Genomic DNA, 12328 nt, shown 5'->3' with positions numbered 1-12328 from the left:
GATCAGACCTCCCTCGGCGCAGCGCGGTTGCTGCGGTCGTCGATGTCGCGCCCGACGGTCGGCTCGCGGGGCGGCGAATTCGCGCGTCCCCCCGGCACCTCGCGCAGCCCGGGCAGCTCGGCCTGGCGCGGGTTCTCGCTCGTGAGGTTCCCGCCCGCCGTGAGGTACGCGAAGCCGGGGGTCGTGCTCTTCGACGGGTCCTTGCGCTTGATCTCGTAGGACGTCGCGACGAGGCCGGAGCGATCGGCCTTGAGCTTGATCTTGAGCGTCAGCTCGCCGGTGCACGTCCGATCGCGTGCGGTCGTCTCGTGCACCAGACGCCGGCCGAGCTCGAAGAGCTCGTCGGACATCTCGCGGGCGGCATCGCCGCCACCGAGTTCTGCGATGAAGTGGAGAGCGGAGCGCGGACCCTCTTCGGAACTCGACATCGATCACCTCCTCCGCGCCAAGCGCGGGTTCGTCTCAGCGCGGGACGCGCTTCAGGGGGACGCGCGCGACGACGACACCGCGGACGCGCTCGCAGCGAGCACACGCCCCGCGCGAAATCGCGTGTCGGCACTGCGCCACGCCGCACGCCTTGCAGCGCTCGACGCCGCATCCCGCGCAGTCCGCACCACGCGGGCATTCCGCCTCACCACGGCCGGCGACTTCGCGCGGCGCGATCACGGGCGCATAGGCGTCGCCCAGCGGGCGCGCGTCGCGCTCGTCGATCGACGGACCACGGCCTGCGCTCGACGGCGCCATTGAACTACGACGCGCTCCGGTCGCCCATGCGGACGGGAGCGACGCCGTCGCGTTCCGCCTGCTCGAAGAGCTTGTCGAGCGCGGCGAGCAGCTCGCGCGCCTGCCGGATCACCGGGCGCACCTCGCGCGCCTCGGCGCGATCGACGAGCCGATCGGCCATCGCACGCAGAGCCACCGCGATCGCGTGCCCCGCCGCGCCTTGTGCCTCGGCGACCATCAGCAGGTCGCACGAGCCCTTCGAGGCGGCCGAGCCGATCGGCACGAGCTCGAAGCCGGCGGCGCGCGCGAGCATCCGCGCGAGGCGTTCACGCACCTGCTGCGGGGCGAGGATGGCGTCGGCGACCGAGATGCGCGCGGGACCGATGGGGGCGCACCACTGCCGGATGAGCGCGCGGCTCACGCCGCTCGCGCCGGCGATGTCCTCGAGGCTCTCCTCGCAGTCCGCGTACCCGCGGTTCGTCTCCGCGGCGACCGCCTGCTGCGTCTCCTCGCGGATGGCATCCGCGTCGAGCGCCGTGCCGGGATCGGCCTTCATCGGCACTGCCCCGCGGTTGCGACGCGCTTCACGTTGCGAGGCGTGACGACCTCGCGGGCATCGGAATCGTCGATCAGGCCGACCCACGAGCGAGCGGGAATCGGGCCGCGGTCCCAACCCCGCGTCTCGTCCTCGATGGCGAATGCGACAGCGAGATCGGGGGTGCGCACGCCGCTCTCGAATCGCGGCAGCTGCGAGGGGTGGCACCCAAGCCGCACCGCGATCTGCGTACGCGTGACGCCCGCGGCGACCTGCTCTTCCAGCCAGAGCGAGAACAACTCACGAGGGTTCATGGACGCAGAACATGCCACGCGGCAAGCCGCACCGCAACTCTTGCCATGCGACAAGACGCGGATGCCGCGACCTGCGCCCGATCTCCTGCCCGGTCAGCGCCTGCGTCTCCTGCTCGACCAACTACGCGTCGAGTGGGACGAGCGTCATGGCGACTCCCCGGGCTTCCAGCGAGATGCGGCGAAGAAGACCGGGATGTCGGAGTCTCAGGTCAGCAAGCTCGTGAAGGGGGAGCGCGCGGGTGGGGATCTCAAGACGCTCTTCGACGTCATCCGGACGATGAAGATCCGGCCCGACTTCTTCTTCGACGAGGCCCTTTCTGAGCCACATTACCGCCAGTTCGTGAAGAGTCGCGGGCCGAAGCTCGCCCCGGTGAGCGAGGCGTGGGCGACGTTCCTCGAGATCGGTGGACCGAAGAAGTACGGACTCACCACCGAGCAGACGGAATGGCTGCGCACCGCTCCCTTCCGGGGCGGCGCACAGTCGGTCGACGACTACATCGCGGCGGCGCGCGCGATCACGAAGGCCACAGCGCAGCGCCCGCCCGGGTGGGCGGAGGCCGAGGCGGACGAGGGCGACGAGTAGTCACATCGCGATCGCGTCAGCGCGGGCGAGCGACACGACCCGGAGCCACTCGTGCTCGGGGCTCGGCAGCGGCCAAGCGCCGACGCCCGCGATCACCTGCGGCTGAAGGCTCGCCGCGGCGTCCCGCACCAGCTTCCACTCGATCCGCGTTGGCTTCTTATGGCGCGCCACGAGCCCGCGCGACGCGACGCGGTAGCCCTTCCGGACGCCGGGCCCGCGGTCGCACACCCAGAGCACGGCCGGCTGCAGGCTCACGATGCGCCGGCCGATCGCCTCGTAGGACGACCACCGGCAGTCGGTCTTGAGCGCCGCCAGATCCCAACCGCGAGCCGCGAGCCGCTCGAGGAACCACGCCTCAGGATGAAGCAGCGCGGACGCGAGCCAGTTCGCGTGCTTCTCGGACTCGGAGATCGAGAGCCCGAGCGCTCTCATGATCATGTGCGCGAGCTCGTGCGCTGCGGCGAAACGCTGCCGCTCCTCCGGTTCCTCGGGCGTGACGAAGATGGTGCGGCCGAGCACGGTCGGGCGTGACCCCGGTTCGCCAAGCCGCACGTCGTACTTCATGCGGATGCACAGCCGGTAGATGTCGACCGGCAAGGGCATCCCATACTTGGCGAGCGTCGCCGTTGCGATGTCTTCGAGCTGGCGTTCCATGCTGGTGTCGCCGACGTCCAGCGCGGATCAAAACTGACGCTCAGCGCGGCCGACGACGCGTGTGCGGATGCACGTAGGTTCCGTCGCGCCGGTAGTAGCCGTGCACACGGACTGGGCCGCCCGACGCCGCTGGGTGCGGGGGACTCGTGGGGTATGCGGCGGTTGCGGACCCCTCGAGGTCATTGACTTCGTACACGCCGCCATCGTCGCTCCACGCATAGATTCGGTAGACGCCGCACACGTTTACTGACGCGCGGTCCGAGTGGATCCAGCGATCGAAGCGCACGTCAGCGCACTCGGGGTACTGAGCTCGAGCGAGGGCAAGTGCGTCCTCGCCGTTGGCTGTCGGCTCTTGTGGCGCCACGGAAGCGGGCTCGCTCACGCTGACAGTCTCCGCCGCGGGACTCGAATACGGCGCGTAGCACGCGGCGTGAGAAAACAGCACCGCTGCCGCAGCGACGTGAAGACCGATCTTCATCCGCCGATGCTCAGCCTTGCCGAGCGGCAAGCAGAGTGAGAAAAGTCTCCGTCGACTATCGATATGACTTGCCGTGCGGCAAGTCGCACAGCATGCTCCGCCCATCGACGACGCGGTGACCGCGACGCGAGGAGGAGACCCGTGGCCCGTCCATCGAAGAGCCCTGCGGTGCGAGACGCCGAGAAGCGCGTCGAGCGTCGGCGCGATGAGGTGATCGCGCGAGCCCGTGACCTGCGTTCGGTCCGCGCCACCAAGGCAGCCGACACGCGCACCGCCGGGCGTGACCTCGACCTCGCGGTCGACGACCTCGACAAGGCCGAGCGCGAGCTCGCCGACGCGCGCGCCGCGTCGCTCGAGCCGACCGAGTCGGCGACGACCGCCGCAGAGGCCGAGTGATGCAGGCGACCGCCGATCACACGGCGTATTTCGCCGCGCGCGCTCGCTCCGCTGCGCTCCCGCCCGCGATGGAGAGCCAGGTCGCGCGAGACCTCGAGGCGCGCCTCGCGCGCACGACCGACCCGACCATCCGCGCGTGCATCTCGAAGCTCATCGAGAGCGCACGCCGCGGCCCGTACATCCCGCGCCCGTCGCGTCTTCCCGATCTCGCCCCGAGCCGCCACGGCGTCGAAGGCGACTACCGCGGGGCGACCTCGTGATCGCGCCCGCGCTCACCGCGCGCGCGTCGATCCGCAGCGCGAACCGGAACATCGCGCGCGAGGCCTCGCGCCGCGCCCGCGTCTACGCCGCAGCGGCCCGCCGCATGTTCCGCGAGGAGGACTTCGACGCCGCGGTCGTGATGCTCGCGGCCGCGTTCCGCTCGCGTCGCACTGCCCGCGCGCACCGCGCGATCGCGAGGGGCCGATGAGCTGGCTCGATCCGACGCGCCCGGAGCGGCCTGCGCACCCGACGTCGATCGTCGTGCTCGGCGTCGTCTGCGTCGCGATGCACGAGACGCACTGGGCAGGCGTGGTCGCGCAGCTGCTCGTCTGCGCGTGGCACCAGCCGACCGGTTGGTGCGTGTCGATCACCGACACGCGCGACCCGTCGATGACGCCGCTCGCGACGGGGAGCGCGGACACGCTTCCCGCGGCCGAGGCGCTCGCCGAGAAGCGGCTGCGCGACAAGCGCGACCGCTTCGTCGACGCGATGGCGGTCCTCGCTCCGTCGAGGGCGGCGTGAACATCGTTCGCCCGATCACCGACGACGGCCGCGTCGGATACGACGAGTTCGGTCAGCTCGTGCTGACGAGACGCGATCGCACCGGCGAGGTCTCGACGTTCATCGTCGACGTGCGCCGCCACACCTGCGCGATCTGCGCGCGTGGCTGGGAGGCGACCGCGGTGTCGATGGCCGACCAAACGCGATGGCACGTGCTCGGCGAGGGCCTCGGGTCGTACGTCCACGAGTCCTGCCTCGTGCGTCACAAGGGGCTCGTCGAGCGCACCGCGTTCCTCAGCGCGCTCTGCGCGGCACGCATCCGCTTCCGCGGCCTCGTGCCGATCGCGAACGAGTACTTCCGCGCGCCCGACTCGTGGGCCGCGAAGCCTTGGTACAGCGCCGAGCTCGTCGATCACCCGGTCCGCATCGACCTCGGATGGCGGAAGCGCGTCGCCGAGATCCGTCTCGTCGCCGAGGGTGGCGTGCCCTTCTCGTGGTGGGAGGCGGCCGAGGACGCGTTCGCCAAGGACGACGTCACTAAGAGCTTCGGTTCCGCGCTCGTGCTGCTGCACGCGTGGGGCGACGACGCGGTGCGCGACTACCTCGCGCGCCTCGCGACGGTGGGCGGTCTGGCGGTGGCGTCGTGACGCTCGCCGGCACCTGCATCGACGGCATCGTCGACCGCGGCCCGTTCCGCGATCCCGAGCGGTGCGAGGGCTGCGCGTCGTGCGACGCCGCGACGTTCGCCGCGCGCGAGAGCGGGAAGCAGTGGGTCGTGCTCGTGTGCGGGCACTCGGTCTTCACGAAGCCGCTCGATCAACTCTACTGCTCGACGTGCTCGGATACGCGCGCGGCGGAGCACCGCGATCCGGCGCGCCGCGCCGAGCAGCTCGATGCGCTCGCGACCGAGTGCTTCGCGGCCGCGCAGCGCGCGCGCCGCGAGATCGACGACGAACTCGCGTACGCCGCGGGCGGCGGATACCCGGTCGCGCCGAAGGGGTGGCTCGACGAGCAGCGCGACAAGGCAGCGCGGGCGATGGAGCTCGCGCGCTCGGCGCAGACGAGGGCTCTCGAGGCGCGCGACGAAGCGCGCAGGAAGGCGGCGTGATGAACGGACCGAAGGTCGACCTCCGGCGCCCGTGGGCAGCCCCCGGGTCGCCCGAGCACGCCGCCTGGGACATCGCGCAGGTGGCCGAAGCCAACGAGCGCGAGGCTCGCGAGCGCGAAGACCGCGCGCGAGCGCGGCAGCTATTCATCGACGCGGGCAAACCGGTGCCGTCGTGGTGCGCCGAGCCGGAGCCCACGCGCCCGTCGATCGACGCCAGCGCGGCGATCGAGGCGGACGACGAACTTCTCGACCGAGGCCGAACGTGAGCGGCGTCGACTACGCGTCGATCGACGCGGTCAACTGGTCGACGCTCGTGCACCTCGCGACCTCCGCGAAGCTGCTCGAGTACCGCCGCGATCACGCGCGCGAGGACACGCGCGCGCTTCGTCTCGGGACGCTGATCCACTGCGCGGTGCTCGAGCCCGAGCTCTGGGCTACCCGCTTCATCGTCGAGCCCGACTTCGGCGACGGCCGCAGGAAGGAAGCGAAAGAAGCGAAGGCGGCGTGGCGCGCGTCGATCGATCCGGACGCGGTGATCGTCGACGCCGACGAGCACGCGCTCGTCTCGCGCTGCGCGGAAGCGGCGCTCGCGCATCCGGCGGTGCGCGACCTGCTCCGCGGCGGACACGCCGAAGAGGTGCTCACGTGGCACGACGAGGCGACCGGCATCGCGTGCAAGGGCCGGCTCGACTACGTCGCCCCCGCGTACCTCGTCGATCTGAAGAGCACGCGCGCGGAGACGCTCGAGCAGCTCGCGCGCGAGGTCGCGGGGCGCCTCTATCACGGGCAGGTCGCCTTCTACCTCGACGGCGCCGTCGCGACGCGCCGGCTGCACCCGCTCTCGTCGCAGGTGTTCGTGGTCGCGATCCAGACCGTCGAGCCCTTCGACGTGATCCCCGCGCGCATCCAGGTCGCAGACCTCGAGCGCGGGCGCGCCCTCTACCGCTCGCTCCTGCGTCGTTACGCGGAGTGCCGCGCGGCCGATTGGTGGCCCGGGCTCGCGCCCAGCGTCGTCGATCTGCCGCTTCCCGCATGGACCCCCTCGGGCGAGCCCGAGCAGACCGGAGACGACTGGTGACCGACACGCACAGAGGAACGATCATGACGGCTCCGCTCGACGCGCCCGCGCGCGCGCACCCGCTCGTCGCCGCCGCGATGGCGCAGGGCACGGCGCTCGCCGACCCGGCGACGCTGCGCGAGCTCCTCGCGGTCCAGCGCGAGTGGGAGGCGGGAGAGGCCCGGAAGGCGTACACGCGCGCGCTCGCCGCGCTGAAGCGCGATCTCCCGACGGTGATCGCGAAGGACTCGACGGTCGACTTCACGAACAACGCGGGCAAGCGGACCAACTACACGCACGCATCGCTCGCGGGGGTGATGAACGCGATCACCGGTCCGCTCACGCAGCACGGGTTCTCGCTCGCATGGGTCCCGACCACTGGCGAGAAGAGCACCGTGCGCGTGACGTGCCGCCTGACGCACGCCGAGGGGCACTCGGAGGAATGCACCCTCGATGCGCCCTCGGACACGAGCGGGCACAAGAGCCCCGCGCAGGCGGTCGCATCGACGATCACGTTGCTGCAGCGGTACACGGCGCTCTCGCTCCTCGGCATCGCGACGGCGGACATGCAGGAGGACACCGGCGAGCGCGAAAGCGCGAAGGGCGGCGACGAGGTCGACGCCGATCGCAACCTCAAGGCGGCGAAGTGGCTCGTCGACTGCGGCATCGCGCGCGAGGAGTACGAGCGCCACGTCGGGCGGCCGGTGAGCGCATGGACGGCGCGAGACCTCGAGGCGCTGCGCCCGTGGGTCGTCGCGCAGCGTCGGCGCGCCGCGCCCGATCCGAGCGCCGGTGAGGTGCCCGCGCACGAGGAGCCGCCGGCGAGCTGAGAGCTTCGCCCGCGCCGACCGGGCGAGCTGGCAGCGGGCTTAGGCGCACGCCGAGCGATGGTGCTCGGCCTCTGCGCGCTGCGCTCGAGCGTCGGACCCCCCACCGACCTCGGCTCGAGCGCAGCGCGGAGGGACACGCGCATGAACGACAGGACCATTCGAGAGCTGCAGTCCGCGCTGCCCTGGACCGCGCACTACCACCGCGACTTCAGGTCGTCGCCGATGACGCACAAGGACTTCGCGCATGCACTGCTGCATGTGCACAAGGCGGGCGGGAAACTCGCGGCGATCATCGATGAAGCCGAGCACGGGGGCTTCGACTGGGCGGACCCGGCGAAGCGGGCGGACGTCGAGAAGTACATCGCCGATTTCGTGATCTGCGCGCTGCGCATGGCGACCACGTGTCCCGACGGACAGGTCGACCTGCAGCGCGCGGTCGAGCAGCGCCTCACGGCGAAGAACAATCAGCTCGCCGCGGTCGCCCCCGAGCTGCGCGCTGTCGAGCGACAGGGGCCGCGATGAAGCGATACCGCGTGAAGGTCGCGGTCCCGACGCGGGACGGCGCGACGTCGATCGACGAGTTCCGGTCGATGGAGGCCGATTCGCCCGAGCTCGCGAAGCGGCACGCGATCGAGATGGCCGCGCGCGACGAGAGCGCGCGCCGATACATCGACCACGACGAGGCCGTGAGCGACGAAGCGATCGCGCGCGAGTGCCGCGTCGTGCTCTGCGAGGAGCTGCCGCAATGACGACGTCGATCGAATGGACCGACGCGGCGCACCCCGTCGGCACGCGCGTGCGCTTCTGGACGGGGCTCCGTGAGGGGCCCGGCCGCGTCTCGACGACGCGGGCTCCCGCCGCGTGCATGAGCGATCACGCGTCGGTCTGGATCACTGGCGTGGCGGGAAGCGTCGCGCTCTCGCACGTCGAGGTGATCGACGAGGTCGACGAGCTTAGCGCGGGCGAGGGATCGCGATGACCGACCTCCGCGAGAAGGTCGTCGGCGCGCTCGCCGCGTGCGCGTGGTCGCATGACGGCGACGACTGGTCGATCGACGTCGGGGGCGCGTGCCCGGTGCAGGGCGAGGGCGACGTCGACGGCCTCCCGATGTACTTCCGCGCGCGCGGCGAGGGCTGGTCGCTCCGCATCGCGGCGACGCCCGACGGCAATCCCGTTGCGGTCGGCTTCCCGCGAGCAGACCGGGAGTCGCCGCCGGGATGGGAGGCGGGCGGCCGCTACGGCGCGTTCCCCGACGCCGGGTGGATGCCGGCCGAGCACTCACGCGCGATCGTCGAGGCGTGCGTGCGAGCGTTCCGCGCGCAGCGCGCAGCACGGCCGGCGACGACCGAGGGCACGACGATCGACGTCGAACGTGTGCCGACCGAGCCCCCGCCGAGCGAGGTCGGCAAGTGAGCCCGCGCGGTCATACGTCGCAGCTCCGCCTCGGCGCGTGGGTAGAGCGCGAGCTCGTCGTCGATCTCTTCGCGGGCGGCGGCGGCGCGAGCGAGGGGATCGCGCGCGCGCTCGGCCGGCACCCGGACATCGCGGTCAACCACGACCCCGCCGCGATCGCGATGCACGCGGCGAATCACCCGACGACGGTGCACTACTGCGAGAGCGTCTTCCGCGTCACGCCGCGCGAGGTCGTCGGCGGGCGCCCCGTCGGACTGCTCTGGGCGTCGCCCGATTGCACGCACTTCTCGAAGTCGAAGGGCGGCAAGCCGCGGAAGAAGAAGATCCGCGGGCTCGCGTGGGTCGTGGTGCGGTGGGCGCGCGATGTCGCGCCGCGCGTCATCGCGCTCGAGAACGTCGAAGAGTTCGCCGACTGGGGCCCCCTCGGGCCCGACGATCGGCCCGACAAGGCGCGCGCCGGTCAGACCTTCCGCGCGTTCGTGCGCAAGCTCGAACGCTACGGGTACCGCGTCGAGCACCGCATCCTCGTCGCTGCCGACTACGGCGCGCCGACGACGCGCAAGCGGCTCTTCCTCGTCGCGCGTCGCGACGGGCAGCCGATCGCGTGGCCCGAGCCGACGCACGCGCGATCGGGGCGCGGGCAGCGCGCGTGGCGCACCGCCGCCGAGGTCATCGACTGGTCGATCCCGTGCCCGAGCATCTTCGAGCGCGCGCGCCCGCTCGCCGACGCGACGCTGCGACGGATCGCCGCGGGCATGCGCCGGTATGTGGTCGACGCGGCGCGCCCCTTCATCGTGCCCGTGACGCACCCGCGCGACGCGCGCGTGCACTCGATCGACGAGCCCGTGCGCACCGCGACCGCGGCGAACCGCGGCGAGCTCGCGCTCATCGCGCCGACGCTCGTGCAGACCGGGTATGGCGAGCGCGACGGGCAGGCGCCGCGGGTGCCCGGGCTCGACAAGCCGCTCGGCACCGTGGTCGCGGGCGCCGCGAAGCACGCGCTCGTCGCCGCGTTCGTGACGAAGCACTACGGCGGCGTCGTCGGGCACGAGCTCGGGCGCGCGCTCGGGACCGTGACGACGCAGGACCACCACTCCCTCTCGGTCGCGCACCTCGAGAAGTTCTACGGCACCGCGTCGGGCGCGGACGTGCGCGAGCCGATGCCGACGATCACCGCGGGCGGGCAGCACATCGCCGCGGTGCGGACGCTGCTCGCGCGCTACGAGTCCGGTGCCGAGCCGCTGCTCACGATCGACGGCGAGCCCTACGCGATCGTCGACATCGGCATGCGCATGCTCGTGCCGCGCGAGCTCTTCCGCGCGCAGGGCTTCGGCGACCACTACGTGATCGATCCCGTCCACGACGGGAAGCCGCTCACGAAGACCGAGCAGATCGCGAAGGCGGGCAACAGCGTGTGTCCGCCGCTCGCCGAGGCGATCGTGCGCGCGAACGTGCGCGGGCGCGTGGAGGCTGCGGCGTGAGCATCCGATCGAAGAAGCGGCGCCGCGCTCGACGCGAGCGCTTCCGACGCACGCTCGCCCTGATCGCCCGCACGGGCGTCGTGTACGTCTCGCCTGACGTGTGGGAGCGGCTGCAGGCGCGCGCCGAGGGCGCCGCGCCGGGACGGCTCGCGAAGATCCTGCCCGGGCTCGATGTCGTCGTGGTGCCGCACTTCGAGCGCGGCACGATCGCGGGCATCGACCGGTTCGCACCAAGGCCGCTGGTCTACGAACCGCTCGGGCCCCCGCCGCCGCTGGAGCTGCCGCCGCTCGGAGCGCTCTATCCGGAGTGGCTGTGATGAGCGATCCGCGCTCGCTCGCCGAGCTCGCCGCGCTTCCACCGCATGCGTGGCTCACGACGGCCGAGGCAGCGATCTATCTCCGCTTCGAGAACCCCGCTTCGGTGCGCACCGCGATCGCGCGCGGCGAGCTGAAGCCCGACGGCGGCGGACGCCACGGCGGCCACTCGTTCTTGCGCTCGACCCTCGATGACTTCCAGCGCGCGCGCGGCGCGCGCTACGCTGCCCGCCGGTCCGCAACGCCCGGGGCAGGAGGACCTTGTGGAGAGGACCAAGTACCCCGGCGTGCAGCGGCTCCGCGACGGCCGCTACAGAGTGCGCGTGAAGGCACTCGACCCGAAGACGGGGAGAACGAAAGACGTGATCAGGATCGTCGAGGCGAAGTCGGCAGCCGAGGCCTCGGCGAAGCGGGACGATCTGCGACGCACGGAGGAAGCGAGCAGCGGGGCGCGCACGCGGGAGCGCCTCGGAGATGCCGCGACCTCGTGGATGCGTTCGAAGCTCCCCGCGCTCAGGGCGAGCACGCGCCGCACGTACGCGGACGTGATCGACCTGCATATCGTGCCGCGCCTCGGTGACTACTACGTCGATGCGATCACGCCCGACGATGTGGTCGAGCTGCGCGACGAGTGGTCCGCACAGACCGTGGGCGAGGGCGAGAGCGCCCGGCCCATCTCGCCGACGACGGTGAACGGACGCCTCCGGGTGCTCCGCCAGCTGCTCGCCGACATCACCCACGACCTCGGGATCAGGGACCCCGCCGCGCGCGTGCCGGCAGTCCGGGTGCCGAAGCCGAAGAAGCGCAAGGGCCTCGAGGCGCACGAGCTCCGCAAGGTGCTCGAGGTGCTCCGCCGCGACTACCCGCAGTGGTACGCGATCACGCTCACGCTCGCGCTCACCGCGCAGCGATGGGGTGCGGTCGCGGCGCTCGAGTGGTCGCAGATCAACGACGCGCGCGGCGCGATCCTCTTCGATCGCGCGCACGTGCGCGGGATCGTCGACGAGCAGAAGACCGGCGCCGAAGTCGAGGTGCCGATCGTGGAGATCCTCCGGACGGCGCTCGCCGAGCATCGGCGCGCGCAGCTCGAGGAGCAGGCACCCTGGCTCGGCCGGGGGCTCGTGTTCCCGTCGACTACTGGAACGCTCATGCAGCCGAGCTCGCTCCGGAAGCCGCTCGCCGCGGCGTGCACGAAGGCGGGGGTGCCCGTCATCTCGCCGCACGGCCTGCGGTACACGTTCAATCACCTCGCGAAGAAGGTCACGACGGGCGACGTCGCGCGCTCGATCACCGGCCACGTGACCGAGGAAATGACCACCCACTACGACTGGATCGGCGACCGCGAGAAGCAGCGCGCCGTCGCGAAGGTCGCAGCCCTCGTCCACCCCACGTCCCGCGTCGCGCGTGGAAGTGGAAGTTCTGGTGGAAGTGGGAGGGGACGGAAGAACTCGGCCCGCTGAGGGTGCCACCTCAACGGGCCGTAATCACTCCGGAATCTCTGAGCGGGCTATGGGATTCGAACCCACGACATTCAGCTTGGGAAGCTGACGCTCTACCAACTGAGCTAAGCCCGCGTGGGCCCGAACAGTTAGCGAAAACGCGAAACGGCGTCAAGCGCTACGCTCGCTCGAATGCAGATCGTCGGGCGCTCCTGCGCGCTCTGTCGGGTGGTCTTCGAG

The 12328-nt window shown here is 71.6% G+C and carries 22 protein-coding genes and 1 tRNA gene; 18 read left to right on the top strand and 5 right to left on the bottom strand.

Annotated features, from left to right (window positions below):
• Positions 1-2: 2 nt before the first annotated feature.
• Positions 3-350: a hypothetical protein gene (locus I5071_RS16685; RefSeq protein WP_236606454.1), complete on the bottom strand. Its 348-nt coding sequence runs from the start codon at positions 348-350 to the stop codon at positions 3-5.
• 34 nt (positions 351-384) lie between these two features.
• Between I5071_RS16685 and I5071_RS16680 the strand changes: the two genes are divergently transcribed.
• Positions 385-747, top strand: coding sequence for a hypothetical protein (locus I5071_RS16680; RefSeq protein ID WP_236606453.1), 363 nt, complete (start codon positions 385-387; stop codon positions 745-747).
• A gap of 1 nt (position 748) precedes the next feature.
• Here I5071_RS16680 and I5071_RS16675 read toward each other — a convergent pair whose 3' ends face one another.
• The gene (locus tag I5071_RS16675) at positions 749-1279 is read right to left on the bottom strand and encodes a hypothetical protein (protein WP_236606452.1); all 531 of its coding nucleotides are present in this window, start codon (positions 1277-1279) and stop codon (positions 749-751) included.
• Entirely contained in the window at positions 1276-1572 is a 297-nt protein-coding gene (locus I5071_RS16670; protein ID WP_236606451.1) for a helix-turn-helix domain-containing protein, read from the bottom strand. The genes I5071_RS16675 and I5071_RS16670 overlap by 4 nt, the downstream gene beginning before the upstream one ends.
• Here I5071_RS16670 and I5071_RS16665 point away from each other — a divergent pair.
• Positions 1571-2155, top strand: a complete 585-nt coding sequence (locus I5071_RS16665; RefSeq protein WP_236606450.1) for a helix-turn-helix domain-containing protein — start codon at positions 1571-1573, stop codon at positions 2153-2155. The genes I5071_RS16670 and I5071_RS16665 overlap by 2 nt on opposite strands.
• Here the strand turns inward: I5071_RS16665 and I5071_RS16660 are convergent, their stop codons facing one another.
• A complete protein-coding gene (locus I5071_RS16660) occupies positions 2156-2809 on the bottom strand; it encodes an ImmA/IrrE family metallo-endopeptidase (protein ID WP_236606449.1) in 654 nt (217 codons plus the stop codon). It lies immediately after the preceding gene.
• A 619-nt stretch (positions 2810-3428) separates the two neighbouring features.
• Here I5071_RS16660 and I5071_RS16655 point away from each other — a divergent pair.
• The 16 genes from I5071_RS16655 (at position 3429) to I5071_RS16580 (ending at position 12109) form a co-directional block, all read left to right on the top strand.
• Positions 3429-3683, top strand: a complete 255-nt coding sequence (locus I5071_RS16655) for a hypothetical protein (protein WP_236606448.1) — start codon at positions 3429-3431, stop codon at positions 3681-3683.
• Positions 3683-3943, top strand: a complete 261-nt coding sequence (locus I5071_RS16650) for a hypothetical protein (protein WP_236606447.1) — start codon at positions 3683-3685, stop codon at positions 3941-3943. Before I5071_RS16655 ends, I5071_RS16650 begins: the two co-directional genes overlap by 1 nt.
• A complete protein-coding gene (locus tag I5071_RS16645; RefSeq protein ID WP_236606446.1) occupies positions 3940-4152 on the top strand; it encodes a hypothetical protein in 213 nt (70 codons plus the stop codon). Before I5071_RS16650 ends, I5071_RS16645 begins: the two co-directional genes overlap by 4 nt.
• The gene (locus I5071_RS16640) at positions 4149-4466 is read left to right on the top strand and encodes a hypothetical protein (protein ID WP_236606445.1); all 318 of its coding nucleotides are present in this window, start codon (positions 4149-4151) and stop codon (positions 4464-4466) included. Before I5071_RS16645 ends, I5071_RS16640 begins: the two co-directional genes overlap by 4 nt.
• Positions 4463-5092, top strand: coding sequence for a hypothetical protein (locus I5071_RS16635; RefSeq protein WP_236606444.1), 630 nt, complete (start codon positions 4463-4465; stop codon positions 5090-5092). Before I5071_RS16640 ends, I5071_RS16635 begins: the two co-directional genes overlap by 4 nt.
• On the top strand, positions 5089-5553 hold the full coding sequence (locus I5071_RS16630; protein ID WP_236606443.1) for a hypothetical protein: 465 nt from the start codon (positions 5089-5091) through the stop codon (positions 5551-5553). Before I5071_RS16635 ends, I5071_RS16630 begins: the two co-directional genes overlap by 4 nt.
• Entirely contained in the window at positions 5553-5819 is a 267-nt protein-coding gene (locus I5071_RS16625; RefSeq protein WP_236606442.1) for a hypothetical protein, read from the top strand. The genes I5071_RS16630 and I5071_RS16625 overlap by 1 nt, the downstream gene beginning before the upstream one ends.
• Positions 5816-6631: a PD-(D/E)XK nuclease-like domain-containing protein gene (locus I5071_RS16620; RefSeq protein WP_236606441.1), complete on the top strand. Its 816-nt coding sequence runs from the start codon at positions 5816-5818 to the stop codon at positions 6629-6631. The genes I5071_RS16625 and I5071_RS16620 overlap by 4 nt, the downstream gene beginning before the upstream one ends.
• A gap of 23 nt (positions 6632-6654) precedes the next feature.
• Positions 6655-7440 carry an ERF family protein gene (locus tag I5071_RS16615; RefSeq protein WP_236606440.1) on the top strand — a complete coding sequence of 262 codons (786 nt, stop codon included), beginning with the start codon at positions 6655-6657 and terminating at the stop codon, positions 7438-7440.
• 141 nt (positions 7441-7581) lie between these two features.
• Entirely contained in the window at positions 7582-7962 is a 381-nt protein-coding gene (locus I5071_RS16610) for a hypothetical protein (protein ID WP_236606439.1), read from the top strand.
• Positions 7959-8189 (top strand): hypothetical protein, encoded by a 231-nt coding sequence (locus tag I5071_RS16605; RefSeq protein ID WP_236606438.1) that lies wholly within the window; start codon positions 7959-7961, stop codon positions 8187-8189. The genes I5071_RS16610 and I5071_RS16605 overlap by 4 nt, the downstream gene beginning before the upstream one ends.
• Positions 8186-8419 carry a hypothetical protein gene (locus tag I5071_RS16600; protein WP_236606437.1) on the top strand — a complete coding sequence of 78 codons (234 nt, stop codon included), beginning with the start codon at positions 8186-8188 and terminating at the stop codon, positions 8417-8419. Before I5071_RS16605 ends, I5071_RS16600 begins: the two co-directional genes overlap by 4 nt.
• On the top strand, positions 8416-8853 hold the full coding sequence (locus tag I5071_RS16595) for a hypothetical protein (protein WP_236606436.1): 438 nt from the start codon (positions 8416-8418) through the stop codon (positions 8851-8853). Before I5071_RS16600 ends, I5071_RS16595 begins: the two co-directional genes overlap by 4 nt.
• Positions 8850-10334, top strand: coding sequence for a DNA cytosine methyltransferase (locus tag I5071_RS16590; protein ID WP_236606435.1), 1485 nt, complete (start codon positions 8850-8852; stop codon positions 10332-10334). Before I5071_RS16595 ends, I5071_RS16590 begins: the two co-directional genes overlap by 4 nt.
• Positions 10331-10651 (top strand): hypothetical protein, encoded by a 321-nt coding sequence (locus tag I5071_RS16585; protein WP_236606434.1) that lies wholly within the window; start codon positions 10331-10333, stop codon positions 10649-10651. The genes I5071_RS16590 and I5071_RS16585 overlap by 4 nt, the downstream gene beginning before the upstream one ends.
• A gap of 321 nt (positions 10652-10972) precedes the next feature.
• Positions 10973-12109: a tyrosine-type recombinase/integrase gene (locus I5071_RS16580; RefSeq protein WP_236606433.1), complete on the top strand. Its 1137-nt coding sequence runs from the start codon at positions 10973-10975 to the stop codon at positions 12107-12109.
• Positions 12110-12150: 41 nt separating this feature from the next.
• Here the strand turns inward: I5071_RS16580 and I5071_RS16575 are convergent.
• Positions 12151-12223, bottom strand: a tRNA-Gly gene (locus I5071_RS16575).
• Positions 12224-12328: the final 105 nt, after the last annotated feature.

Origin of the sequence: Sandaracinus amylolyticus (genome assembly GCF_021631985.1) — a bacterium.
Taxonomy (GTDB): domain Bacteria; phylum Myxococcota_A; class Polyangia; order Polyangiales; family Sandaracinaceae; genus Sandaracinus; species Sandaracinus amylolyticus_A.
Note: the sequence above shows the minus strand (reverse complement) of the source record. Positions and strands in the feature narration are given on the sequence as shown.